Here is a 24,023-nt window from a genome sequence, read left to right as displayed (position 1 = left end):
GGGGACAGTGTCTCAGTACCCGCGGTACGGGTTGCCGCAGCCCTACGCTGGGTGGATGGACACGGGGACGACGGGGTCGGGGCCTGCGGGCCGTCCGGGGGACGCGGGGCCGGAATGGGTGGGGCTGCCCGGGGGGCTGCTCGCGCTGCGGAGGCTGCTGCTCGTGGTGTGGCTGGGTGTGCTGACGGTGGCCGTGGGGGTGCTGCTGGGGGTGCTGGCCGGGGCCGGCTGGGCGCTGTTCGCGCTGCTGCCGCTGGGGCTGCTGGTGTGGGGCTGGGTGGTGCTGGGGCGGAACTGGAAGTCCTGGCGGTACGCGGAGCGGGCCGACGACCTGCTGATCAGCCGGGGCGTGCTGTGGCGGGAGGAGACGGTGGTCCCGTACGGGCGGATGCAGCTGGTGGAGGTCACCTCGGGCCCGCTGGAGCGGCGCTTCGGGCTGGCCTCGGTGCAGCTGCACACGGCCGCCGCGGCGTCCGACGCGCGGATCCCGGGGCTGGACCCGGCGGAGGCCGAGCGGCTGCGGGACCGGCTCACGGAGCTGGGCGAGGCGAGGTCGGCGGGGCTGTGACGGGGCCCGAGGAGGAGACGCGGACGGGCACGGGGCCCGGGGAAGAGCCCCGGACGGCCACGGGTCCCGGGGAAGGGCCCCGGACGGGTACGGCGGACGAGCGGCCGGCCGGGGCAGAGGAGCGACGGCTCCACCCCGTCACCCCCTTCCGGCGGGCCTGGGCGCCGGTGGCGCTGGTGGCGGGCGTCGCCATGCAGAACCCGGAGCGGGTCCAGGAGTGGGGCGCCGGGCTCTCGTCCGGCAAGGGCGCGCTGATCGTGGCCGCCGCGGTGCCGGCCGCGGCCCTGTACGGGTTCCTGAGCTGGTGGTTCACGCACTTCGCGGTGACCGACACGGAGCTGCGGATCAGGACCGGGCTGCTGTTCCGCCGCACCGCGCACATCCGGCTCGACCGGCTCCAGGCGGTGGACGTCACCCAGCCGCTGCTCGGCCGGATCGCGGGCGTGGCGAAACTGAAGCTCGACGTGGTCGGCGCGGAGGACAAGGACGAGCTGGCCTTCCTGGGCGAGCGCGAGGCCCGGAAGCTGCGTGCCGAACTGCTGGCCCGGGCCGCCGGGTTCGCGCCGGCGGAGGCGGCGCAGGTCGGCGAGGCGCCCGTGCGCGAGCTGCTGCGCGTCCAGCCGGGGCAGCTGGCGCTCTCGCTGGTGCTGAGCCTGTCGGTCGTGGGGTCGGTGGTGGCCGGCCTGGTCGCGCCCTTCGTGGTGTGGCGGTTCACCAGCAGCGTCTGGACCGCGCTGGTGGTGCTGCTGCCGATCCTGGGCGGTGCGTGGGCGGCCAGTGCCGGCCGCTTCCTCGCCGAGTACGACTGGACGGTGGCCGAGTCGCCGGACGGGCTGCGCCTCGACCACGGGCTGCTGGACCGGGCGCACGAGACGACGCCCCCGGGGCGGGTGCAGATGGTGCGGCTGGTCGAGCCGCTGCTGTGGCGCCGGCGCGGGTGGGTGCGGGTCGAGCTCGCGGTGGCGGGGTCGAAGAACGGCCTGCTGGTGCCGGTCGCCCCGCGGGAGGCCGCCGAGGCCGTGGTGGCGCGGGTGCTGCCCGGCGTGGACCTGGGTGCGCTGGCCTTCACCGCCCCGCCCGGACGCCGGGCGCGCTGGGTGGTGCCGGTGTGGTGGAAGGGGTACGGGCTGGCGGTCTCGCCCGAGGTGTTCGCGGTGCGGCACGGGCGGCTGTGCCGTCGTACCGAGCTGGTGCCGCACGCGAAGGTGCAGAGCGTACGGCTGACCCGGGGCCCCTGGGAGCGGGCCCGGGACGTGGCGGACGTCCACGTCGACCACGGTGCGAACGGCACGGTCACCGCCCGGCTCCGGGGGTCGGCCGAGGCCGCCGAGGTGCTGGCCGCGCAGGCCGCCCGCTCCCGTACGGGACGCCTGACGGCGGGTCCCGAGCGCTGGATGACCTGAGGGGGCCGGGCGGGCTCGGCTGGTCCGGTCGGCGGCGGGCCGGACGAGGGGTCCTGTGCGGCACTCGTGGTAACCGTGTGTTGATCAGATGGGTGGAAAGGTCACTCCGGGTAACGCCAGTTCCGGCGGGTCCTCGATCCGATCCGCACCGGCAACCAAAGGGACCGTACCCATGAACCTGCGCTCTTCCCGCCTGACCACCGCCCTCCGCGTGGCCGCCCCGGCCGCCGCCGCCCTCACCCTCATCCTCGCCGTGGCGGGCCCGGCCAGCGCGAGCCCCTCGCTGGTCACCCGCAGCGGGAGCGAGATCCTGTACTCGGCCCTGCCGGGCGAGGCCAACGACGTGTCCTTCAGCATCGTGTCCGGCCAACTGGTCGTCACGGACGCCGCGAGCCCCCTCACGCCGGGGCCCGGGTGCGTACGGATCAACGCCAACAGCGCCCGCTGCGGCTCCTCCGCCACCGTGACCCGGATCCGCGCCACCCTCGGCGACGAGGACGACCGCGCCGACAACCAGACCGCCATCGCCAGTGATCTCGACGGCGGGTCGGGCCAGGACATCCTGCTCGGCGGCAACGGCGCCGACCGGCTCACCGACACCGACGGCTGGGACGCCGGCCCCACCCCGACCACCTTCAACGGCCGGGCCGGCAACGACACCCTGGTGTCCCGCAACCTCGGTTACGACCGCGTCGAGTGCGGCTCGGGCTTCGACATCGCCATCGCCGACAACGCGAGCCTCGACACCGTCGTCCCGGGCTGCGAGTTCGTCCAGCGCTTCTGAACCCCGGCGCACGGGTGCCCCCGGACCGGCGCGGTCCGGGGGCACCCAAGACACGACCTAGTGCCCCGCCCCGCCGCTCCCGGCCTTGACCAGCCCCGTCTCGTACGCGAGGACGACGACCTGCACCCGGTCGCGCAGGCCCAGCTTCGTCAGGATGCGCCCCACGTGCGTCTTGACCGTGGCCTCCGACAGCACCAGCCGCGCCGCGATCTCGCCGTTCGACAGCCCCTGCGCCACCAGCAGCATGACCTCGCGCTCGCGCTCGGTCAGCCGCTCCAGCTCCTTGTGCTGCGGCTCGGCGGTGGTCGTCGGCAGCATCGGCGCGAACCGGTCCAGCAGGCGGCGGGTCGTCGAGGGCGCCACGACCGCGTCGCCGCTGTGCACGGAGCGGATCGCCGCCAGCAGCTCACCCGGCGGGACGTCCTTCAGCATGAAGCCGCTGGCCCCCGCCTTCAGCCCGGAGAACGCGTACTCGTCCAGGTCGAAGGTGGTCAGGATGATGACCTTCGGGTGGATCTCCGGCTCGCAGATCCGCCGGGTGGCCTCGACGCCGTCGAGCCGCGGCATGCGGACGTCCATCAGCACCACGTCGACCTTGGTCGACCGCAGCACCTCCAGCGCCTCCAGGCCGTCGCCCGCCTCGGCCACGACCTCCATGTCCGGCTGGGCTGCGAGCACCATCCGGAAGCCCGTACGCAGCAGGACCTGGTCGTCGACCAGCATCACGCGGATGGACATCTCCTAGTTTCCTTTCCCCTTCAGCGGCAGCAGCGCGCTGATCCGGAAGCCTCCGCCCGGCCGCGGACCCGCGTCGAGCGTCCCGCCCACCATGCCGACACGCTCCCGCATGCCGATCAGGCCGTGCCCGGCGCCGTCGGCGCCGCCGTCCTCGTACAGCTCGTGCGCCGCGCCCCGCCCGTCGTCCTCCACCAGCAGGCCGAGGCCGTCGTCGAAGTAGACCAGCCGGACGCTCGCCTCCGCCTCCGGCCCGCCGTGCTTGCGCGTGTTGGTGAGCGCCTCCTGCACGATCCGGTACGCCGTCAGCTCCACGCCGCTCGGCAGCGGACGCGGGGTGCCCTCCACCTGGAAGTCCACGGTCAGCCCGGCCTGCCGGACCTGCTCGATCAGCACCTCGATCTGCTCGACGTCCGGCTGCGGCACGTAGTCCTCGGACTCCTGCGGCTCGCCGGTGCGCAGCACGCCCAGCAGCCGGCGCATCTCGGCGAGAGCCTGGCGGCCGGTGCCCGAGATGGTCTGGAGGGCCTCCTTGGCCTGCTCGGGCGCCACGTCCATGACGTACGCCGCCCCGTCGGCCTGCACCACCATCACCGAGACGTTGTGCGCCACGACGTCGTGCAGCTCCCGCGCGATCCGGGCCCGCTCGGCGGCCACCGCCACCTTCGCCTGGGCCTCGCGCTCCTTCTCCAGCCGCCGGTTCCGCTCCTCCAGCTGCGCGAAGTACGCGCGCCGGGTCCGCACCGAGTCGCCGAGCACCCAGGCCAGCGCGAACGGCACCATCATCATGACCGTCAGGAAGATGTCGTTCGCCGGATCGGACTTGTTGAAGCCCCAGCGGACGGCGGCCAGCGGCGAGGCGAGCGCCCCGAAGCCGAGGGCCGTGCGCGACAGCCAGCGCGGCAGGTCGGCGGCCGCGGCGACGGTGTAGAGGACGACCAGCATGGCGAGGTTCGCCAGCAGCGGCTCGACGCCCAGGACCAGTTGGAAGGCGCCGGCGCCGATGGTCAGCCACAGCATCGCCGCGGTGTGCTTGCGGCGCAGCGCCACGACGGTGCTCAGGGCGGCCACGGGGATCATCGCCAGCAGGCGGTGGGCCGTGCTCCCGCTCAGCGAGGCGACCTCCAGCGTGGAGATCCCGAAGAGCACCACAGCCCAGAAGCTGTCGACGCCCGTCGGGTGTCTGCGGAGGAAGTCGTAGAAGCGCTGCACGTAACCCAGAGTAGGGAAGGGGGATGGGTGCCGGAGTCAACCGGAGGAGCGATCCACCCCGCGGACGCGTACTCCCGAAGGTGGAGAGCACACCTAGCCTTGGTGGGGTGATCACCGAGCGACGAGGAGGACCCGTGCGGAGCTGGCGGCGGGCGATGGACGAGGCGCTGTACGGCCCCGGCGGCTTCTACGTGCGTCCCGGCGGCCCGGGCCCCGCGGGCCACTTCCGCACCTCGGTGCACGCCTCCCCGCTGTACGCGCGGGCCGTCGCCGCCCTGCTGCGCCGGGTGGACGCGGCCCTCGGGCACCCGGAGGCGCTGGACCTCGTCGACATGGCCGCCGGGCGGGGCGAGCTGCTGGCCGGCGTGCTGGCCGTGCTGGAGCCGGAGCTGGCGGCCCGCGTACGCCCGTACGCCGTGGAGCGCGCCCCGCGGCCGGCGGGGCTGGACCCGCGCGTGACCTGGCTGGCCGAGCCGCCGGCCGGCACCACCGGACTCCTCTTCGCCAACGAGTGGCTCGACAACGTCCCGCTCGACGTGGTGGAGGGCGGCCGGTACGTGCTGGTCGCCCCGGACGGCACCGAGGCCCCCGGCGACCCGGTGACCGGCGCGGACCTGGAGTGGCTGGAGCGGTGGTGGCCGGAGGGGGAGCGCGCCGAGGTCGGCCGGTCCCGGGACGAGGCCTGGGCGGCGGCGGCCGGCACGCTGGAGCGGGGCCTGGCGGTGGCCGTGGACTACGCCCACGCACGGGAGGCCCGCCCGCCGTACGGCACGCTCACCGGCTTCCGGGAGGGCCGCGAGGTGCGCCCGGTGCCGGACGGCGGCTGCGACATCACCGCCCACGTCGCGCTGGACGCCTGCGCCGGGCCCGGGGCGCTGCTGCTGACCCAGCGTGAGGCGCTGGCGGAGCTGGGCGTGTCGGGCGCGCGGCCGCCGCTGTCGCTGGCCGGCACCGATCCGGCGGGGTACGTACGGGCGCTCGCGGCGGCCGGCGAGGCGGCGGAGCTGACGGCGCGCGGGGGCCTGGGGGACTTCGGGTGGCTGCTGGAGGCCCGGGGCATCGGACACGTGCTGGGCGGGGGCGGGGACGTACCGGGCGCATGACGGAGGGGCCGGCGCCACTGCGTGGCACCGGCCCCTCGCAGGGGTCCTACTCGGTCACGCCGTGGTCGTGCCCGTCGTGCAGGCCGCCGCCGCTGCCCGCGTCGCCGTCCGTCGGGACGGAGACGACCGGCTTGCTGAGCGGGGCCAGGTCGTAGGCGTAGTGGCCGACCGCGTCGGCGATGACGTCGATGTTGATGTCGAACGCCTTGAGGTCGATGTTGTTGATGTCGTCGCCGGGGGCGTGGTAGTTCACGTCGTAGGCGACGCCCGCCTGGCCGCCGAACTTCGCGGCCTGGGCCTCGGTCTTGATGCCCTCGGCGCCGGTGAAGGTGCCGCCGGAGGGGATGCCGACCTCGATGAACGGCCCGTAGTCGGAGCGGCCGGTGAAGTCGGTGCCCTCGTGCGGGATGCTCTTGGAGTCGAGGAAGTCGGTGATCCCCTTCTCCAGCTGCGCCGAGCCCTCGGGGCCGGGGCCCGCGCCGGTGGCGTCCGAGTCGTCACCGTCGTACACGAAGTACGCGGCGTTCGGCGACGCGATCATGTCGAAGTTCAGGTAGAGCTTGATCTGCTTCTTCTGCTCCTCGGAGAGCGAGGCCACGTACGCCTCGGAGCCCAGGAGGCCGAACTCCTCCGCGGACCACCAGGCGAACTTGACCTTGTTCTTCACCTTCTCCTTGGACTTGGCGAGGTGCAGGGCCACCTGGAGGATGCCCGCCGAGCCCGAGCCGTTGTCGTTGATGCCGGGTCCGGCCGCGACGGAGTCGAGGTGGGCGCCGAGGAAGACGGTGTTGTCGGCGTCGCCGCCCGGGGTCTCCGCGACGACGTTGAACGTCTTGCGGTTCTCGCGCAGCTCGCGGACGTCGAGGGTGACGGTCACCGGGCCCGCGGCGGCCTCGGCGGCCAGCGCCTCGCCGTCCGCCTGGGTGATGCCGCCGGTGGGGATCTTGCCGAGGGTCGGGTCGCCGATGGTGCCGTTGAGGCCGCCCGCGGTGTTGTTGTAGATGATCGCGCCGACCGCGCCCGCGGCGGCGGCGTTGGCCTGCTTGGCGGCGAAGGTGCAGCCGCCGCGCTTGATGAGGGCGATCTTGCCGGTGAAGGAGCCGGCGGCGAAGTCCCCGGGCTCACAGCCGTTGGTGTTGTCGGCGTCCACGGGGGCCACGGCGAGGCCGGCGGTGACGCCGCCCTCGGGGCCGCTCGCGGTGTACGTCATCAGCTTGATGGCCACGTCGCGCTCGGCGGGGGAGACCACCTTCAGGGTCTCGGCCAGCGTCTCCGTGTAGACGAAGTCGAACTCGTGCCGGGAGAGTTTGTAACCGGCGGCCTTCAGCACGGCCTCGATGTATTTGGCGGACTGCTCGTGGCCCTTCGAACCGGCCACGCGGGTGCCGTTGTTGTAGTCGGCGAGCGACTGGAAGACCTTCAGGTGCTTGAAGGCGTCCTTCGCCGTGGCGTCCTTGACCAGCTTCCTGGCCAGCGCGTCCCCCTTGTTGGCCCAGCTCGGGCTGTCCGCACCCGGCGTGGCGCCGGCGGGACCCGCGAGGAGCAGCGGGGAGACGAGTGCCGCGGCTGCCAGGGCGGCGGTTGCTGCGGCTATACGGCGTGAGGGCATGGAGGTCCTTTCACGACAGGCAGGAGGAAGCGCGCACTGTGTGGGGGGAGTGGTGGACGCACGTTAGACATCAACCCGCCACTCTGGCCAGAGTTTTCACTGATTCCGGTTTATGAATTCCAGATAGCGGTACGTCGACACTGTTACGGGAGTGACAAGAGCGCACCCGGTACTGGACAGTTCGGGCGCAAACGTCAGCCGATCCGGCGTACGAACTCCCCCACGGCGGCCCGCACCTCGGCCGGTGACCACGCCAGAGCCTCCTCCGCGACGGTCACCTCCGTGAGCGAAACCCCCGGCACCGGACCACCCGGGAAGAACCGGGCGAACAGGGTCGTCCGCGTCTCCTCCGCCTGCCGCACCGCGGCCTCCGACAGCCGCTCCGCTTCGTACGGCAGCCAGACGTGGAACTGGTGCGTGGCCGGCACCTCCGGCACCAGCCGGAACCACGGCACTCCCGCCTCGGCGAAGCCCTCCCGCAGCGCCTCGGCCACCACCTTGGCGTGCGCCACGTACGACGGCAGCTTCGGCAGCTCCCGCTCCAGGCCCACCAGCGCCGCCAGGGCCTGCGGGAACTGCCGGAAGAGCTGGCCGCCGTACCGGTGCCGCCACACCCGGGCCTCCTCCACCAGCTCGGCCGGGCCCGCCAGCGCGGCACCCGAGTGACCGCCCACCGACTTGTAGAAGGAGACGTACACGCTGTCCGCCAGGTCGGCGATCTCCGCGAGGGGCCGCGCGAAGTGCGTGGTGCACTCCCACAGCCGCGCGCCGTCGAAGTGCACCACCGCCTCCCGCTCGCGGGCCGCCCCGACCAGCTCCGTCAGCTCCTCCCACGACGGGAGCAGGAAGCCCGGGTCGCGCAGCGGCAGCTCCACCATCAGCGTCCCGAACGGCTCCGCCATGCCGCGCACCTCCTCCGCGGTCGGCTGGCGCGCCTCGGTCGTCGGGTGCGCCACCCGCAGCCCGGACACCACCGACAGCGCCTCGCCCTCCCACACCTCGGGGTGCGCCATCGGGTGCAGGGCCACCACCGGGTTGCCCGTACGGCCCGCCCAGCAGCGCAGCGCCACCTGCTGCGCCATCGTCCCCGAGGGGAAGAAGGCCGCCGCCTCCTTGCCCAGCAGCCCCGCCACCCGGCGCTCCAGCTCGGCGACCACCCCGTCGCCGTAGGTGTCGACGGTCAGGTCCAGGTCGTAGACCTCGCCCGCGTGCGCGGCCAGCGCCGCCAGCTCCTCGCCGACGCTGGGGCGCACGGCACCCCGCGTCAGCACCCGTTCGGAGGCCCGCCAGGCGGCGATCCGCCGCCGCCACCACTCCTCGTCCCCGGGGACCCCAAGGGAGTCCTCGGCCGCCACGGGTCCGGAAGCGTCGTCCACACGATCGGTCATAGGGGCGATGATCCCCCCGCCGTTGGGCCCGGGCCACGGAAAATCCGGCGTCCGGCCCAGCGGATAGCATGGCGACGTATCGTCCGGTACCCCCCGCGGACTGGAACGGAAGGCCCGCCCCGCGTGAACGCAACACAGCAGCCCCGCCCCGCCCGGCTCACCGTCGGAGTCGTCGGCGCGGGCCGCGTCGGCCCCGCACTCGCCGCCGCGCTCCAGCTCGCCGGCCACCGTCCGGTCGCCGTCTCCGGCGTCTCCGACGCGTCCCGGCGCCGCGCCGCCGCCCTGCTGCCCGACGTGCCCCTCGTACCGCCGGCCCAGGTGCTGGCCCTCGCCGACCTGGTGCTGCTCACCGTCCCCGACGACGCCCTGCCGGGGCTGGTCGAGGGGCTGGCGGCGACCGGCGCCGTACGCCCGGGACAGCTGCTCGTGCACACCTCCGGCCGGTACGGGACGGCCGTGCTCGACCCCGCGCGGCGCGCCGGCGCCCTGCCGCTCGCCCTGCACCCCGCCATGACGTTCACCGGCACGGCCGTGGACGTCCAGCGGCTGGCCGGCTGCTCCTTCGGCGTCACCGCCCCCGAGGAGCTCCGGCTCGCGGCCGAGGCGCTGGTCATCGAGATGGGCGGCGAGCCCGAGTGGATCGCCGAGGAGGCCCGTCCGCTCTACCACGCGGCCCTCGCGCTCGGCGCGAACCACCTCGTCACCCTGGTGGCCCAGGCCATGGAACTGCTCCGCAAGGCCGGCGTCGAGCACCCCGACCGGATGCTCGGCCCGCTCCTCGGCGCCGCCCTCGACAACGCCCTCCGCTCCGGCGACGCCGCTCTGACCGGCCCGGTGGCCCGTGGCGACGCCGGTACGGTCGCCGCGCACGTCGCCGAGCTGCGCAAGCACGCGCCGGGCACGGTCGCCGGGTACCTCGCGATGGCCCGTACGACCGCCGACCGTGCCCTCGCCCACGGGCTGCTCAAGCCCGAGCTGGCCGAGGACCTGCTCGGCGTGCTCGCGGAGACCGGCGACGGCGCGGCCGCACCCGGCGGACCGGACCCCGACGGCCAGGGCCCGGAAGACCCCCACGGATCCCAGGGAGGGGACCGATGAACCGCCAGCTCCCGCCGGTGCTCCGCACGGCCGACGAGCTCCACGGCCTCCCCCTCAAGGGCCGCCGCACGGTCGTCATGACCATGGGCGCCCTGCACGAGGGGCACGCCACGCTCGTCCGCACCGCGCGCGAACTCACCGGCATCGAGGGCCAGGTCGTGGTGACCGTCTTCGTCAACCCGCTCCAGTTCGGCGCCAACGAGGACCTCGACCGCTACCCCCGCACCCTCGACGCCGACGTCGAGGTCGCCGCTGCGGCCGGCGCCGACGCGGTCTTCGCCCCCGGCGTCGACGAGGTCTACCCCGGCGGCGAGCCCCAGGTCCGCATCACCGCGGGACCCATGGGCGAGCGCCTCGAAGGCGCCACCCGCCCCGGCCACTTCGACGGCATGCTCACGGTCGTCGCCAAGCTCCTCCACCTCACCCGGCCGGACACCGCGCTCTTCGGGCAGAAGGACGCCCAGCAGCTCGCGCTGATCCGCCGGATGGTCCGGGACCTGAACTTCCCCGTGGAGGTCGTCGGCGTGCCGACGGTCCGCGAGACCGACGGCCTGGCCCTGTCCAGCCGCAACCGCTACCTCTCCGGCACCGAGCGCGAGACCGCGCTCGCGCTCTCCCGCGCCCTGTTCGCCGGCCGCGACCGGCTCGCCGCCCAGGCCGCGCTGGCCGCCCGCGCCTCCTCCGCGCCCGCGACGGACGAGCGCGCCGCCGCCCTCGCCAAGATGGGCGAGGCCCGCGCCTCGGCCGACGCGCACGCCGTGTCCGTGGCCGCGGCCGGGCTGCCCTCGGCGGTGCGGTCCGCCGCGCTCGCCGTGCTGAACGAGGCGGCCACGGCCGAGCCGCCGCTCGTCCTCGACTACCTCGCCCTGGTCGACCCCGCGGACTTCACCGAGGTCGGCGACGACCACCGCGGACCGGCCGTGCTGGCCGTCGCCGCCAAGGTCGGCACGACCCGGCTGATCGACAACATCCCCGTGGAGTTCGGAGCACACACGTGACCACCACCGGCATACGACTGCACGCCCCCGCCCCCGGCTGGGCGATCGAGGCCGACGTCGTGGTCGTCGGCTCCGGCGTGGCGGGCCTGACGGCCGCGCTGCGCTGCGCGGCCGCCGGCCGCCGTACCGTCGTGGTCACCAAGGCCCGGCTGGACGACGGCTCGACGCGCTGGGCGCAGGGCGGGATCGCCGCCGCGCTCGGCGAGGGCGACACCCCCGAGCAGCACCTGGACGACACGCTGGTCGCCGGCGCCGGGCTGTGCGACGAGGAGGCCGTACGCGTCCTGGTCACCGAAGGCCCCGACGCCGTACGGAGGCTGATCGCCACCGGTGCCGTCTTCGACACCTCGGAGGAGACCGGGGAGATCGAGCTGACCCGCGAGGGCGGCCACCACCGCCGGCGCATCGCGCACGCGGGCGGCGACGCGACCGGCGCCGAGATCTCCCGGGCGCTCGTGGAGGCCGTGCACGCCTCCGGCATCGAGACCGTCGAGAACGCCCTCGTCCTCGACCTGCTCCAGGACGCGGCCGGCCGCACCGCCGGCGTCACCCTGCACGTGATGGGCGAGGGCCAGCACGACGGCGTCGGCGCCGTCCACGCCCCCGCCGTGATCCTCGCGACCGGCGGCATGGGCCAGGTCTTCTCGGCCACCACCAACCCCTCGGTGTCCACCGGGGACGGCGTCGCACTCGCGCTGCGCGCCGGCGCCGAGGTCTCCGACCTCGAATTCGTCCAGTTCCACCCGACCGTGCTGTTCCTGGGCCCGGACGCCGAGGGCCAGCAGCCGCTGGTCTCCGAGGCGGTCCGCGGCGAGGGCGCCCACCTGGTCGACGCCGACGGCGTCCGCTTCATGGTGGGGCAGCACGAGCTGGCCGAGCTGGCCCCCCGCGACATCGTCGCCAAGGGCATCATGCGGCGCATGCAGGAGCAGGGCGCCCAGCACATGTACCTGGACGCCCGGCACTTCGGCGCCGAGATGTGGGAGCAGCGCTTCCCCACCATCCTGGCCGCCTGCCGCTCCCACGGCATCGACCCGGTCACCCGGCCGATCCCGGTGGCCCCCGCGGCGCACTACGCCTCCGGCGGCGTACGGACGGACCTGCGCGGCCGCACCACGGTCCCGGGCCTCTACGCGTGCGGCGAGGTGGCCTGCACGGGCGTGCACGGCGCGAACCGGCTGGCCTCCAACTCCCTGCTGGAGGGCCTGGTGTTCGCCGAGCGGATCGCCGAGGACATCGCCTCCTCCGCCCCCACCTCGGCCGGCCCCGGCATACCGGTGCCCTCGACCGGCCCCCTGCTGCCCGGCGACGCCCGCTTCGAGGTCCAGCGGATCATGACGGACGGCGCGGGCGTGCTGCGCTCCGCCGAGAGCCTGCGGGACGCCGCGGACGCGCTGGAGTCCCTGTACTGCCGGGCGCTCAACGAGCTGGAGACGCACGGCAAGACGGCCGAGCCCGGCACCGACACCTGGGAGGCGACCAACCTGATGTGCGTCGCCCGGGTGCTGGTCGCGGCCGCGCAGCGGCGCGAGGAGACCCGCGGCTGCCACTGGCGCGAGGACCACCCCGACCGCGACGACGCCGCCTGGCGGCGGCACCTCGTGGTACGCCTTTCCGCGACGACGCGCCGCGCGCTCGTCGTGACGACCACCGAGACGGCGGACCTCCCGCCGGTCGAGCCTTCCGAAGCCCTCTGAAGCCCTCTGAGCCTGGAGCAGTGACCGTGAGCACCCCCGAACTCCCCCTCGTGCAGAACGAAGACGGCTGTGGCGACGACTGCGCCTGCGGTCCCGCCGAGAGCGGCCTCGACCCGGCGCTGGCGGAGCTGCTGGCCCAGGCCGGCCTGGACCCCGTCGAGGTCGAGGACATCGCCCACATGGCCCTCGCCGAGGACCTCGACGGCGGCGAGGACGTGACCACCGTCGCGACCGTCCCCGCGGACGCCGTCGCCACCGCCGACTTCACCGCCCGCGAGGCCGGCACGGTCGCGGGCCTGCGGATCGCCGAGGCCGTGTTCTCGATGGTCTGTGAGGAGACCTTCGAGGTCGAGCGGCACGCCGAGGACGGCGACCGGGTCGAGGCCGGCCAGGTCCTGCTGTCGGTGACCGCCCGTACCCGCGACCTGCTCACGGGCGAGCGCAGCGCGCTGAACCTCCTCTGCCGCCTCTCGGGCATCGCCACGGCCACCCGCGCCTGGGCCGACACCCTGGAGGGCACCAAGGCCCGGGTCCGCGACACCCGCAAGACCACCCCGGGCCTGCGCGCGCTGGAGAAGTACGCGGTGCGCTGCGGCGGCGGCGTGAACCACCGCATGTCCCTCTCGGACGCGGCCCTGGTCAAGGACAACCACGTGGTGGCCGCCGGCGGCGTCGCGCAGGCCTTCAAGGCCGTCCGCGAGGCCTACCCCGAGCTGCCGATCGAGGTCGAGGTCGACACGCTGCACCAGGCCCGTGAGGTCATGGACGCCGGCGCGGACCTGATCCTGCTCGACAACTTCACCCCGATGGAGACCGAGGAGGCCGTGATCCTCAACCGCGAGCACAACCACGGCCGCGCGGTCCTGGAGTCCTCCGGCCGCCTCACGCTGGCCAACGCCCGCGCGTACGCCGAGACCGGCGTGGACTACCTGGCGGTGGGCGGCCTGACCCACTCCTCCCCGATCCTCGACATCGGCCTCGACCTGCGAGAGGCCCGCTGATGCTGCTCACGATCGACGTCGGCAACAGCCAGACGGTCATGGGCCTCTTCGACGGCGAGGAGATCGTCGAGCACTGGCGGGTCTCGACCGACCCGCGGCGCACCGCCGACGAACTGGCGGTGCTCATGCAGGGCCTGATGGGCATGCACCCGATGCTCGGCAGCGAGCTGGGCGACGGCATCCACGGCATCGCGATCTGCTCGACGGTGCCGTCCGTGCTGCACGAGCTCCGCGAGGTCACCCGCCGGTACTACGGCGACGTGCCGGCGGTCCTGGTCGAGCCGGGCGTCAAGACCGGCGTCCCGATCCTGACCGACCAGCCGAAGGAGGTCGGCGCCGACCGCATCGTCAACGCGCTGGCCGCCGTCGAGCTGTACGGCGGCCCGGCGATCGTCGTGGACTTCGGCACCGCCACCTCCTTCGACGCGGTCTCCGCGAAGGGCGAGTTCATCGGCGGGGTGATCGCCCCGGGCATCGAGATCTCGGTCGAGGCCCTCGGCGTGCGCGGCGCGCAGCTCCGCAAGATCGAGATGGCCCGGCCGCGCAAGGTGATCGGCAAGAACACCGTCGAGTGCATGCAGTCCGGCATCGTCTACGGCTTCGCGGGCCAGGTCGACGGCGTGGTCACCCGCATGACCCGCGAGCTGGTGGGCCCCGACGGCGACCCCTCCGACGTCCGCGTCATCGCCACCGGCGGCCTGGCCCCGATGGTCCTGGGCGAGGCCACCGTGATCGACGACCACGAGCCCTGGCTCACCCTGATCGGCCTCCGCCTGGTCTACGAGCGCAACGTCGCGAACTTCTCGTAGCGCGGCCGTCCCGAAGCGGGCTCCCAGTCGTACCGGCGCGCTGGGAGGCCGTACGGGCTCTTCGGCCCTGGACCGCGAGGGTGCCGCGCCGCGCCCGGGCAGGCTGGGGTGAGGGGATTTTGTCCGATTAGCGCGTATCGTCGGCCCATGCCCACGCCCTACGGTTCCCGCGGCGGCATGGCCTTCAGCGCTGCTGAGCTGGCTGTGCTTCGGCGCTCCCTCGCCCACGCTCTCGACTCCGGTGCCGACCGGGCCCTGACCGGCTCCGAGGTGCAGGACTGCCTGCGGCTCGCGCGCTCGGTCGACGAGGCCCTTGCGGAGGCCGAACGGCTCAGAGCCTTCCTCCTCGCGGACCTGGGGCGGTACAGAGGCGCCCTGCCCGGCAGCCTCTCCGGGTACCTCGAACTCCTCCAGGACGCGCTCGCCGCCGGGTACCGGCCCGTGCCGGACGACCTCGCGGCGCTGCGGGCGCTGCGCGGCAACCGGGTGGCCGCCGCGCTGCTGGAGCGCTGCCAGGTGCTGGCCGAGCGCTCCGTACGGGCCAGGCTCGGCCTCGCGCCGGCCGCCGCGCCCCCGGCCCCCCGGGTGCGCCTGATGGCCCTGCCGGGCGGCGGCGAGGAGAAGCCCCGCCCCGCGCCCGCGCCGAAGCCGCCGCGCCCGGACCGGCCCATCCCGACCCCGGGCGAGGTGTTCCCGCCGCGCCGCAAGCCCGCGCCCCCGGCCGAGGGCCGGGCCGCGGGGTAGCTAGGCTGAGGGCATGGACTACGTTTCCGCGCTCGTGCCCCCGTTCGTGATGGCCGCGTTCTTCATCGGCCTCATCGTGACGATCGTGAAGAGCCAGGGTGGCGCCAACAAGGCCAAGGAGGACGCGGCGGTCGACGCCGTGATCGCCCGCGCCGAGGCCACCCGGCAGACCGGCAAGTAGAACGGCGGCCGGGCCCGCCGGCCGTCGGCGGACCCCGGTCCACCAGGGCGTACGACTCCTTTCGAGGCGTACGCCCATTTCGTTGCACGAATAGCCGGGCGATTTCCGACATCTCACACTATTGTGCTGGTGTGCCTCGCCCCTTGGGAGAACTCGAAGACGCTGTCATGACCCGGGTGTGGCAGTGGAACCGCCCGGTCACCGTCCGGGAAGTGCTGGAGGATCTCCAGAAGGAACGGTCCATCGCCTACACCACGGTGATGACCGTTATGGACAATCTCCATCAGAAGGGCTGGGTGCGCCGGGAGGCCGAAGGGCGCGCCTATCGATATACCGCGGTCTCCACCCGTGCCGCCTACTCGGCCGCACTCATGAACGAGGCGTGGCAGACGAGCGACAACCCGGCGGCCGCCCTCGTCGCCTTCTTCGGCATGATGTCGCCCGAGCAGCGCGAGGCCCTGCGCGACGCCATGCGCATCGTCGAGCCCGGAGCGGACCCCGACACGCAGGAGACCGGGGGTCCCCCGGAAGGGGAAGCCGGCGCACACCCCCCGCAGCCGGGGCGATAGCGTCCCTCCATGGACGCTCAGCAAGGCGATTCGCTTCCGCAGGACTTTCCCGGTGCGAATGCAAAAGCCGTAACGATCCGCCGGGCCCGTACCAGTGATGTCGCCGACGTGCGGCGACTCCTCGACCAGTACGTGCACCAGCGCATCCTCCTCGACAAAGCGCCCGTGACGCTTTACGAGGACATCCAGGAGTTCTGGGTCGCGGAACGCGAGCAGGACGGCCTCGTGGTGGGTTGCGGCGCTCTCCACGTGATGTGGGAAGACCTCGCGGAAGTCCGCACACTCGCCGTCGACCGCGAACTGAAGGGCGGCGGAGTGGGCCATCAGCTGCTCGACAAGTTGCTCCAGACCGCGCGGTGGCTCGGCGTCCGCCGGGTATTCTGCCTCACCTTCGAAGTCGACTTCTTCGCGAAGCACGGCTTCGTCGAGATCGGCGAGACGCCGGTCACCCACGATGTCTACAGTGAGCTCCTCCGTTCCTATGACGAGGGTGTAGCAGAGTTCCTCGGTCTCGAACGAGTGAAGCCGAACACCTTGGGCAACAGCCGGATGCTTCTGCACCTCTGAACGATCAAGGGCTCGATCAGGCCGCCTATTACCGCCGAGGGCCCGCCTGTGGCCTATGTCCGAATCGCGCACGTTTCCCGTCGTGTTGACCTCCTGAACCTCTGCCTGGGGTTTGTGTTTTCCAGGCAAAAGCGGTTTCCTTTCCGCGTACTGCATTTTCGATGAAAGGAAATCCGGTGGCACAGAAGGTTCAGGTCCTTCTTGTCGACGACCTCGACGGTGGCGAGGCGGACGAGACCGTGACGTTCGCGCTGGACGGCAAGTCCTACGAGATCGACCTCACCACCGCCAACGCGGACAAGCTCCGGAGCCTGCTCGAGCCCTACACCAAGAGCGGACGCCGCACCGGCGGCCGTGCCGCGACCGGCCGCACCAAGGGCCGCGCCGTCGCCGCCTCCGGCAGCTCCGACACCGCCGAGATCCGCGCGTGGGCCAAGGCCAACGGCTACAACGTGAACGACCGCGGCCGCGTCCCGGCCGAGATCCGCGAGGCCTACGAGAACAAGGCCAAGGCCTGACCCGAACGGGTCCGGTTCCCCGTACGCGCCAGCCGCGCCCGGTGGCATTCCGTCGCCGCCGCGCCGACCAGCCGTACGAGGTCGGGAGCCCCCTGAGGAGCTCCCCGGCCGGCCCTCCGCCCCACGGCGGACAGGACCGGCAGCGCCGCCTCACACCCCGGCTCCGGGGGCCGCAGCCACACGGCGGCCCCCGCAGAGTCACCCCCCGCCAGGCCGGGGGGCCGGGGGGCGGTGATCCGGCCGCCCTCACCCAGGGCGGTCAGGTCCAGGGCGACCCCGCCCCACTCCAGCCAGTCGAGCAGGCCGTCCAGCTCGTCGGCGCTCCCCGCGGCCACCAGCAGCCGCATCCGGCGCCCCAAGAGGGCCACGGGCCCCGTCGGGACCCCGCGCCCCAGCAGCGCGTGCCCCGCGTCCGCGGGCAGCTCCAGTACGTCGAACCGCACCCCGGTGAGCAGCTGGGCGGGATTCCCGCCCGCCACCGGCCACCCGAGCACCCGCTCGTACCAGTGGACGACCGGATCGGCCGCGGACTCCGGCGCGAGCGGCGCCCTGGGCGAGGGGACGGTGAGGGCCATGTACCGAGCAACTGCCGAAACGGCTCCGGGTTACGCACCGCGCACGAACCGGTGCACACCGTAAACGCCACCGGGCGGCAAACCATCGGGAGGGTGCGCAAGTGTGTTCGCCCGTAGCGGAGGGAACCGGTGTGGAGGGCATGGAGTGTCAGCCCCTGCGGGTAAGACATTCCTAGTGGATCGGGGCGACACGCTGATTTACCCGGCTCCCGTTCGCCATCGGCGTACTCAAGAGACGGGTATCTGCCTGGCCTGCGGGAACATCGTCTCCCACCATCGAGTTGGAGCAGTTGTCGGCTGAGTGAGGCTGGTTTTCCCCACCGAGTGGGGTGAGCCGTGGACGGATGTCGGCAGTTGGAATGAGCTGTCCCGCCCCGCGGGACTAGCATGCGGAAGGACAGGGCGGGGACCGACCCCGAACTGCCCGACCGCTCTGAGGAGCGAATAACGATGTTCGAGAGGTTCACCGACCGCGCGCGGCGGGTTGTCGTCCTGGCTCAGGAAGAAGCCCGGATGCTCAACCACAACTACATCGGCACCGAGCACATCCTCCTGGGTCTGATCCACGAGGGTGAGGGTGTCGCCGCTAAGGCCCTGGAGAGCCTCGGGATTTCGCTCGAGGCTGTTCGCCAGCAGGTCGAGGAGATCATCGGGCAGGGCCAGCAGGCGCCGTCCGGTCACATCCCCTTCACCCCGCGGGCGAAGAAGGTCCTGGAGCTGTCGCTCCGCGAGGCCCTCCAGCTCGGCCACAACTACATCGGCACCGAGCACATCCTGCTGGGCCTGATCCGCGAGGGCGAGGGCGTCGCCGCCCAGGTCCTCGTGAAGCTGGGCGCCGATCTGAACCGGGTCCGGCAGCAGGTCATCCAGCTGCTCTCCGGCTACCAGGGCAAGGAGACCGCCACCGCCGGCGGCCCGGCCGAGGGCACTCCCTCGACCTCGCTCGTCCTGGACCAGTTCGGCCGCAACCTCACCCAGGCGGCCCGCGAGTCCAAGCTCGACCCGGTCATCGGGCGCGAGAAGGAGATCGAGCGGGTCATGCAGGTGCTGTCCCGCCGGACCAAGAACAACCCGGTGCTCATCGGCGAGCCCGGCGTCGGCAAGACGGCCGTCGTCGAGGGCCTGGCGCAGGCCATCGTCAAGGGCGAGGTGCCCGAGACCCTCAAGGACAAGCACCTCTACACCCTCGACCTGGGCGCGCTGGTCGCCGGCTCCCGCTACCGCGGTGACTTCGAGGAGCGCCTGAAGAAGGTCCTCAAGGAGATCCGCACCCGCGGCGACATCATCCTGTTCATCGACGAGCTCCACACCCTCGTGGGTGCGGGTGCCGCCGAGGGCGCGATCGACGCCGCCAGCATCCTCAAGCCGATGCTGGCCCGCGGTGAGCTGCAGACCATCGGTGCGACCACGCTCGACGAGTACCGCAAGCACCTGGAGAAGGACGCCGCGCTGGAGCGCCGCTTCCAGCCCATCCAGGTCGCGGAGCCGTCGCTGCCGCACACCATCGAGATCCTCAAGGGCCTTCGGGACCGCTACGAGGCCCACCACCGCGTCTCCATCACGGACGAGGCCCTCGTCCAGGCGGCGACGCTGGCCGACCGGTACATCTCGGACCGCTTCCTCCCGGACAAGGCGATCGACCTGATCGACGAGGCCGGATCCCGGATGCGCATCCGCCGGATGACCGCGCCGCCGGACCTCCGCGAGTTCGACGAGAAGATCGCCGGCGTCCGCCGGGACAAGGAGTCCGCGATCGACTCGCAGGACTTCGAGAAGGCCGCTTCGCTCCGCGACAAGGAGAAGCAGCTCCTCGCGGCGAAGGCCAAGCGGGAGAAGGAGTGGAAGGCCGGCGACATGGACGTCGTCGCCGAGGTCGACGGCGAGCTGATCGCCGAGGTCCTCGCGACCGCCACCGGCATTCCGGTCTTCAAGCTGACCGAGGAGGAGTCCTCGCGTCTGCTCCGCATGGAGGACGAGCTCCACAAGCGCGTCATCGGCCAGAAGGACGCCATCAAGGCGCTCTCCCAGGCGATCCGCCGCACCCGCGCCGGTCTGAAGGACCCCAAGCGCCCGGGTGGCTCGTTCATCTTCGCCGGCCCGTCCGGTGTGGGTAAGACCGAGCTCTCCAAGACGCTCGCCGAATTCCTCTTCGGCGACGAGGACGCCCTGATCTCCCTCGACATGTCGGAGTTCAGCGAGAAGCACACGGTTTCCCGTCTCTTCGGTTCGCCCCCCGGTTACGTGGGCTACGAAGAGGGCGGCCAGCTCACCGAGAAGGTGCGCCGGAAGCCGTTCTCCGTCGTCCTCTTCGACGAGGTCGAGAAGGCGCACCCGGATATCTTCAATTCCCTGCTCCAGATCCTGGAAGACGGCCGTCTGACCGACTCCCAGGGCCGGGTGGTGGACTTCAAGAACACCGTCATCATCATGACGACGAACCTGGGTACGCGGGACATCTCGAAGGGCTTCAACCTGGGCTTCGCGGCCCAGGGCGACGTCAAGACGGGATACGAGCGGATGAAGGCCAAGGTCAACGAGGAGCTGAAGCAGCACTTCCGCCCCGAGTTCCTGAACCGTGTCGACGACACGGTGGTCTTCCACCAGCTCAGCCAGGAAGACATCATCCAGATCGTCGACCTGATGATCGCGAAGGTGGACGAGCGCCTCAAGGACCGCGACATGGGCATCGAGCTCAGCGGCGAGGCCAAGATCCTCCTGGCCAAGCGCGGCTACGACCCGATCCTGGGTGCCCGCCCGCTGCGCCGGACGATCCAGCGCGAGATCGAGGACATCCTGTCGGAGAAGATCCTCTTCGGCGAGCTGCGTCCCGGCCACATCGTGGTCGTCGGCACCGAGGGTGAGGGCGAGGAAGCCAAGTTCACCTTCCGCGGCGAGGAGAAGTCCTCCCTGCCGGACGTGCCCCCGATCGAGGCCACGGGCTCGGGCGGCGGCCCGGACCTGAGCAAGGGCGCGTAACGCACGCGTGTGAGACAACGGGGCGGCCCCGGAACCGACTGGTTCCGGGGCCGCCCCGTTTCATGTCAGGCGCCGTTGTGGGTGAGCCTGACCCACTTGGGCAGCAGCTTGGCGTGGGGGAAGGCGGCTACGGGGGTGGACAGGTTCAGGGTGGTGAGGCTGGGGAAGAGGGCAGGGATCCTCTTGACCGCAGACCTGGTGATCGAAGCGCTGTCGTTGAACGAGAGGTTGTGGACAGCGGGGAGGACCATCACGGGGGCTGCTTGCAGAGCGGCAACGGAGATCCTGAGGATGGAGACGGCGGGCAGGGCGCCGATCTCCCGCCAGTCGTCCGCAGAGGCGGGCGCCGCCGATTCGTAGAGACTCAGGCTGTGGAGCTTCTGGTAGCGGGACAGGCCCCGCAGTCCTCGCGTCAGCCTCGTGCCGAGGTAGAGCCACAGCTCGTGGAGGGGCGCCGTCGGGTGCGTCAGGTCGTCCAGGCTCCAGTCCACGAGGGACCCGGCGAACTGCAGGCGTTTCAGCTGAGCCAATCCGCCCAGCACCCGCCTCCAGGACTCGTGGGGTGCATTGACGTAGATGCTCTCGACGGCAGAAGCCTTCAGGGCGTCGAGTTCGCTCAGGCGGGGGCAGCTGAGACAGGTCAGATGACGCAGCTCCGGCTGGCCCGCCAAGAAGTCGAGGCTGGTCAGTGTGCTGCTCGACAGGGTGAGCATCTCCAGCCGCACCCGCTCCCCGTATCGCGTCAGCGCCTCGGACGACACCTGGCCCGTCACGCTGAGCCGGGTCTGCGGGGAGTAACGGCCGAGCGCGTCGAGCTGCCCGTCCGAGGAGACCTTGAGGGTCATCCCGCCCTGCCGTACCCGCGCGATCACCCGGCGGGCGTACTCCTCGGGATCGAACCAGGGCCAGGCTTCGAGGAGGTGGGTGGCGACCCGGGCCGACTGGTGACCGGTGAACCGTTCCAGGTAGTCGACGGCCTCGGCCCGGCCGGTGGCGACCGCCGCGTCCACGAGGAAGTGTGCGGTCTCGGGATCCGCCTCCTCTGGGTCGGGCAGCAGCTCCAGCAGGATGGGCCCCACCGCGCCCAGCTCCTTGGCCATCGCCGCGGTCCGAGGGGGCAGGAGGGTGGCTGCCCGCTCCTGCACCGTGTCCCTGATGCGGGGATCGAGTTCCGCCGCCTGAGGGAGGCTCGCCAGGGCGAGCAGGATGGCCGTGGGGGTGCCGTGCTTCAGCAGCGCCTGGAAGATCTCGGTGCGCTCGCGCGGGCGGCCCTGCGCCACGGCCATGCGGATCACGTCGTTCCACTGGTCGTCGTCGGCGTGCCGCGCCAGTTCGCCGAAGCTGCCTTCGTCCAGGGCGGCCCGGGCGCCCAGGAAGTCCTGGAAGGTGCGGTGGATGAAGTCCACCCGGCCCGGGGCCGGGGTCCGCAGCAGGCCGCTGCGGAGCAGGAAGTGCTGGAAGACCTTCCGGCCGTCACCGAGAGCCGCCACCTCCGGCAGGGAGGGCAGGGCGTCCTCGATCAGCTTTTCGGCCTGGGCCCGGTCCATCTCCGCGGCGCCATTGCGGATCAGCCAGTACGCGAGCCGCTGGAGCAGCTGGAGCTGGGCCTCCTCCCGGATCTCGGGCACCTTCAGCTGCCGCTCCCGGTCCCGGCGGCTGAGCAGCATGGACAGGGCGGCCGCGTAGAGGTCCTTGCGCCCGAAGGGCAGGAAGCCCCGCCGGTCGCGGTGCAGGGCGCAGATCAGCCCGCACATGAGCGGGTTGGTGGCCAGCCGGCCGAGGTCGGCGTTGGCCCGTACGGAGGCCAGCAGCTGCGCCTCGTACCCGGCGAGCTCGGCGTCCTCCTCCGGGTCGTCGCTCTTGGCGGCCGCGTGCCAGCGCTGGACGAAGGCGGCCACGTCGGCCGGGCTCATGGGGGCCAGCGTCAGCTCGCTGAAGGACTGGTCGCCGAGCCACTCCTCCCGGACGGCCGACGGCCGTGAGGTGACCAGCCAGCGGTTGCCCGGGTACTGGCCGACGAGGTCGGCGAGCCACTCGTGGGCCCGGATGCGGTCGGCTTCCGGAATCTCGTCGATGCCGTCGACCAGGACCAGCCCGCGCCGCTGCGTCAGCACCCGGTCCTCCCACCCCACCGGCTGCTCCCCGGCCAGCGGTACGCCGACCGACGCCAGGAACGTGCGCGGCGAGGGCAGGCTGCTGTGGCGGGCCAGGGTGCGCAGGGGGAGTACGAAGGGGATGCGGTCCCGCACGTACGCCATCCGCTCGTCCGGCACGGCCCGGGCGGCGGAGACGGCCAGCCACTGGATGAGGGTGGTCTTTCCGGAGCCGGCCTCGCCGCGCAGCAGTACCCGCTCGCGGGCGGCGAGGGCCTGGTCGGCGGGGAGGGGGCCGGAGAGTGCGACGCGCAGCTCGTACTCGCCGGTGTGGGGGTTCAACCGCCACTGGTCCGCGGGATCCACCTCCGCCGGACGGGACGCCGTCGCCTCCAGGCTCATGTACGCCGCGTCCAGCGGCCACTTCCCCGGGGTGCGGGTGAGGTCGATGCCGAAGATCGTCAGGGTGCTGTGCTTGCGGACGACGTACTCCAGGTACCGCCGCTCGAAGGCCCCGTCGCCCGCGTCCTGGCGGGGGATGCGGGTCACCAGCTCGTCCACCTTCGCGATCAGCTCGCTCTGGCGGCGGCTCTGCTGCACCAGGGTGGCGGCGACGAAGTGGGAGCGCTGGGTGAAGAAGTGCAGGACGTGCAGGCAGGTGAGGTCCAGCAGCCGGGTGTAGAAGTACTCGGCCTGTTCGGAGAGGCCGAGGTGCGGGGCCTGGGCGCGCAGCCGGCGGGCGAGTTCGCGGTGGCCGAGCTCGACGGCCTGGGCGTCCGTGAGGTCCAGGCCGGGGAGGCCGTAGAGGGTGCCGGCGAGGGCCGCGGCCACGCCGGCCTCGTCGCCGGGCGGGAGGGGGCGTTCGCCGGGAGCCCGTAAGCCCGCCTCGACCAGCTTGTCGGCGATCTTGTCGAAGTCCTGGCGGGTGAGGGTGCGTTTCTCCTTGAAGGAGAAGTACGCCGAGACGCGGACCGGATGGTCCGCGAGTGCGGCTCCCGGTCCCTCGGAGAAGCGGAAGAACCTGCCGACGATCGGGCCGATGACACCGGATGCGATGCGCATGCCTGCCTGGGCTAGAGGGTCCACGACGCGAGAGCGTAGTGGCGCGTTGCAGGTCTTTGGTCCCGAAACGGACATCCGATGGTCCCTGAACGGTGACAAGCCGCACAGGGGATCAAAGGCGTACTAGATGCTCTAGTAGATCAAATCGCCCATGTCGGAAAGGTTTAAGCCCAGGACAGGGGCCGTCAACGGGTCCGAATTCCCGCGGGCCGACTACGAGGTTCGGTAGTAAATGGGGGGTTTGAGTGAACTGTCGGGGTCTTGTTACCAAGGATGAGCCAGCCCGGCCGATGCGCCGGGTTGCTTCTTGCCCGAGCAGTCCAGACCCCGGAG

The 24,023-nt window shown here is 72.4% G+C and carries 21 protein-coding genes; 15 read left to right on the top strand and 6 right to left on the bottom strand.

Annotated features, from left to right (window positions below):
• Positions 1-55 precede the first annotated feature (55 nt).
• The 3 genes from ACIQUQ_RS09080 to ACIQUQ_RS09070 all read left to right on the top strand — a co-directional run bounded on the left by ACIQUQ_RS09080 (position 56) and on the right by ACIQUQ_RS09070 (position 2,755).
• Positions 56-568 carry a PH domain-containing protein gene (locus ACIQUQ_RS09080; protein ID WP_403973024.1) on the top strand — a complete coding sequence of 171 codons (513 nt, stop codon included), beginning with the start codon at positions 56-58 and terminating at the stop codon, positions 566-568.
• Complete coding sequence (locus tag ACIQUQ_RS09075; protein WP_403973022.1) at positions 565-1,971, top strand: PH domain-containing protein; 1,407 nt, start codon at positions 565-567, stop codon at positions 1,969-1,971. Before ACIQUQ_RS09080 ends, ACIQUQ_RS09075 begins: the two co-directional genes overlap by 4 nt.
• A 172-nt stretch (positions 1,972-2,143) precedes the next feature.
• Positions 2,144-2,755 (top strand): hypothetical protein, encoded by a 612-nt coding sequence (locus ACIQUQ_RS09070; RefSeq protein WP_403973020.1) that lies wholly within the window; start codon positions 2,144-2,146, stop codon positions 2,753-2,755.
• A 57-nt stretch (positions 2,756-2,812) separates the two neighbouring features.
• On the opposite strand, the gene ACIQUQ_RS09065 is transcribed toward ACIQUQ_RS09070, so the two are convergent.
• Positions 2,813-3,493, bottom strand: a complete 681-nt coding sequence (locus tag ACIQUQ_RS09065; protein ID WP_403973018.1) for a response regulator — start codon at positions 3,491-3,493, stop codon at positions 2,813-2,815.
• Positions 3,494-3,496: 3 nt separating this feature from the next.
• Positions 3,497-4,702 (bottom strand): sensor histidine kinase, encoded by a 1,206-nt coding sequence (locus tag ACIQUQ_RS09060; RefSeq protein WP_403973016.1) that lies wholly within the window; start codon positions 4,700-4,702, stop codon positions 3,497-3,499.
• A gap of 155 nt (positions 4,703-4,857) precedes the next feature.
• On the opposite strand from ACIQUQ_RS09060, the gene ACIQUQ_RS09055 reads away from it, so the two are divergent.
• Positions 4,858-5,805, top strand: coding sequence for an SAM-dependent methyltransferase (locus tag ACIQUQ_RS09055; protein WP_403973817.1), 948 nt, complete (start codon positions 4,858-4,860; stop codon positions 5,803-5,805).
• Positions 5,806-5,851: 46 nt separating this feature from the next.
• Here the strand turns inward: ACIQUQ_RS09055 and ACIQUQ_RS09050 are convergent, their stop codons facing one another.
• Positions 5,852-7,414, bottom strand: coding sequence for a M28 family peptidase (locus ACIQUQ_RS09050; RefSeq protein WP_403973013.1), 1,563 nt, complete (start codon positions 7,412-7,414; stop codon positions 5,852-5,854).
• A 194-nt stretch (positions 7,415-7,608) separates the two neighbouring features.
• Entirely contained in the window at positions 7,609-8,802 is a 1,194-nt protein-coding gene (locus ACIQUQ_RS09045; RefSeq protein ID WP_403973011.1) for a threonine aldolase family protein, read from the bottom strand.
• Positions 8,803-8,925: 123 nt separating this feature from the next.
• Here ACIQUQ_RS09045 and ACIQUQ_RS09040 point away from each other — a divergent pair, with 123 nt between their 5' ends.
• From ACIQUQ_RS09040 to ACIQUQ_RS08995, 10 genes are all read left to right on the top strand, one after another.
• Positions 8,926-9,900 carry a Rossmann-like and DUF2520 domain-containing protein gene (locus tag ACIQUQ_RS09040; protein WP_403973008.1) on the top strand — a complete coding sequence of 325 codons (975 nt, stop codon included), beginning with the start codon at positions 8,926-8,928 and terminating at the stop codon, positions 9,898-9,900.
• Positions 9,897-10,898, top strand: a complete 1,002-nt coding sequence (panC, locus tag ACIQUQ_RS09035) for a pantoate--beta-alanine ligase (protein WP_403973006.1) — start codon at positions 9,897-9,899, stop codon at positions 10,896-10,898. The genes ACIQUQ_RS09040 and panC overlap by 4 nt, the downstream gene beginning before the upstream one ends.
• Entirely contained in the window at positions 10,895-12,595 is a 1,701-nt protein-coding gene (locus tag ACIQUQ_RS09030; protein ID WP_403973003.1) for an L-aspartate oxidase, read from the top strand. Before panC ends, ACIQUQ_RS09030 begins: the two co-directional genes overlap by 4 nt.
• A gap of 26 nt (positions 12,596-12,621) precedes the next feature.
• Positions 12,622-13,596 (top strand): carboxylating nicotinate-nucleotide diphosphorylase, encoded by a 975-nt coding sequence (gene nadC / locus ACIQUQ_RS09025; RefSeq protein WP_403664856.1) that lies wholly within the window; start codon positions 12,622-12,624, stop codon positions 13,594-13,596.
• A complete protein-coding gene (locus ACIQUQ_RS09020) occupies positions 13,596-14,405 on the top strand; it encodes a type III pantothenate kinase (protein WP_403664051.1) in 810 nt (269 codons plus the stop codon). The genes nadC and ACIQUQ_RS09020 overlap by 1 nt, the downstream gene beginning before the upstream one ends.
• 147 nt (positions 14,406-14,552) lie before the next feature.
• The gene (locus tag ACIQUQ_RS09015) at positions 14,553-15,149 is read left to right on the top strand and encodes a hypothetical protein (protein WP_403972999.1); all 597 of its coding nucleotides are present in this window, start codon (positions 14,553-14,555) and stop codon (positions 15,147-15,149) included.
• Between the two features lie 13 nt (positions 15,150-15,162).
• Positions 15,163-15,330: a hypothetical protein gene (locus ACIQUQ_RS09010; protein ID WP_399946654.1), complete on the top strand. Its 168-nt coding sequence runs from the start codon at positions 15,163-15,165 to the stop codon at positions 15,328-15,330.
• A gap of 131 nt (positions 15,331-15,461) precedes the next feature.
• Positions 15,462-15,899 carry a BlaI/MecI/CopY family transcriptional regulator gene (locus ACIQUQ_RS09005; protein WP_403972997.1) on the top strand — a complete coding sequence of 146 codons (438 nt, stop codon included), beginning with the start codon at positions 15,462-15,464 and terminating at the stop codon, positions 15,897-15,899.
• A gap of 9 nt (positions 15,900-15,908) precedes the next feature.
• On the top strand, positions 15,909-16,466 hold the full coding sequence (locus ACIQUQ_RS09000) for an amino-acid N-acetyltransferase (RefSeq protein ID WP_399946648.1): 558 nt from the start codon (positions 15,909-15,911) through the stop codon (positions 16,464-16,466).
• 176 nt (positions 16,467-16,642) lie between these two features.
• Positions 16,643-16,984: an Lsr2 family protein gene (locus tag ACIQUQ_RS08995; RefSeq protein WP_403664038.1), complete on the top strand. Its 342-nt coding sequence runs from the start codon at positions 16,643-16,645 to the stop codon at positions 16,982-16,984.
• Here ACIQUQ_RS08995 and ACIQUQ_RS08990 read toward each other — a convergent pair.
• On the bottom strand, positions 16,960-17,559 hold the full coding sequence (locus tag ACIQUQ_RS08990) for an SCO3374 family protein (RefSeq protein WP_403972995.1): 600 nt from the start codon (positions 17,557-17,559) through the stop codon (positions 16,960-16,962). The two genes, ACIQUQ_RS08995 and ACIQUQ_RS08990, sit on opposite strands and share 25 nt — an antisense overlap.
• Positions 17,560-18,009: 450 nt before the next feature.
• On the opposite strand from ACIQUQ_RS08990, the gene ACIQUQ_RS08985 reads away from it, so the two are divergent.
• On the top strand, positions 18,010-20,535 hold the full coding sequence (locus ACIQUQ_RS08985) for an ATP-dependent Clp protease ATP-binding subunit (protein ID WP_403664032.1): 2,526 nt from the start codon (positions 18,010-18,012) through the stop codon (positions 20,533-20,535).
• A gap of 65 nt (positions 20,536-20,600) precedes the next feature.
• Here ACIQUQ_RS08985 and ACIQUQ_RS08980 read toward each other — a convergent pair whose 3' ends face one another.
• Positions 20,601-23,690 (bottom strand): NACHT domain-containing protein, encoded by a 3,090-nt coding sequence (locus ACIQUQ_RS08980; RefSeq protein ID WP_403972993.1) that lies wholly within the window; start codon positions 23,688-23,690, stop codon positions 20,601-20,603.
• Positions 23,691-24,023 lie beyond the last annotated feature (333 nt).

It is taken from the genome of Streptomyces sp. NPDC101118, from assembly GCF_044759445.1.
Lineage (GTDB): Bacteria > Actinomycetota > Actinomycetes > Streptomycetales > Streptomycetaceae > Streptomyces.
The sequence above is the reverse complement of the archived record's forward strand: the minus strand, read 5'-3'. Positions and strand labels throughout refer to the sequence as shown.

Coding starts and splice junctions, on each gene's coding strand:
- ACIQUQ_RS09080 (WP_403973024.1), top strand. CDS start 56: ATGGACACGGGGACGACGGGGTCGGGGCCTGCGGGCCGTCCGGGGGAC.
- ACIQUQ_RS09070 (WP_403973020.1), top strand. CDS start 2,144: ATGAACCTGCGCTCTTCCCGCCTGACCACCGCCCTCCGCGTGGCCGCC.
- ACIQUQ_RS09065 (WP_403973018.1), bottom strand. CDS start 3,493: ATGTCCATCCGCGTGATGCTGGTCGACGACCAGGTCCTGCTGCGTACG.
- ACIQUQ_RS09055 (WP_403973817.1), top strand. CDS start 4,858: ATGGACGAGGCGCTGTACGGCCCCGGCGGCTTCTACGTGCGTCCCGGC.
- ACIQUQ_RS09050 (WP_403973013.1), bottom strand. CDS start 7,414: ATGCCCTCACGCCGTATAGCCGCAGCAACCGCCGCCCTGGCAGCCGCG.
- ACIQUQ_RS09045 (WP_403973011.1), bottom strand. CDS start 8,802: ATGACCGATCGTGTGGACGACGCTTCCGGACCCGTGGCGGCCGAGGAC.
- panC (WP_403973006.1), top strand. CDS start 9,897: ATGAACCGCCAGCTCCCGCCGGTGCTCCGCACGGCCGACGAGCTCCAC.
- ACIQUQ_RS09020 (WP_403664051.1), top strand. CDS start 13,596: ATGCTGCTCACGATCGACGTCGGCAACAGCCAGACGGTCATGGGCCTC.
- ACIQUQ_RS09015 (WP_403972999.1), top strand. CDS start 14,553: ATGCCCACGCCCTACGGTTCCCGCGGCGGCATGGCCTTCAGCGCTGCT.
- ACIQUQ_RS09010 (WP_399946654.1), top strand. CDS start 15,163: ATGGACTACGTTTCCGCGCTCGTGCCCCCGTTCGTGATGGCCGCGTTC.
- ACIQUQ_RS09000 (WP_399946648.1), top strand. CDS start 15,909: ATGGACGCTCAGCAAGGCGATTCGCTTCCGCAGGACTTTCCCGGTGCG.
- ACIQUQ_RS08990 (WP_403972995.1), bottom strand. CDS start 17,559: ATGGCCCTCACCGTCCCCTCGCCCAGGGCGCCGCTCGCGCCGGAGTCC.
- ACIQUQ_RS08985 (WP_403664032.1), top strand. CDS start 18,010: ATGTTCGAGAGGTTCACCGACCGCGCGCGGCGGGTTGTCGTCCTGGCT.
- ACIQUQ_RS08980 (WP_403972993.1), bottom strand. CDS start 23,690: ATGCGCATCGCATCCGGTGTCATCGGCCCGATCGTCGGCAGGTTCTTC.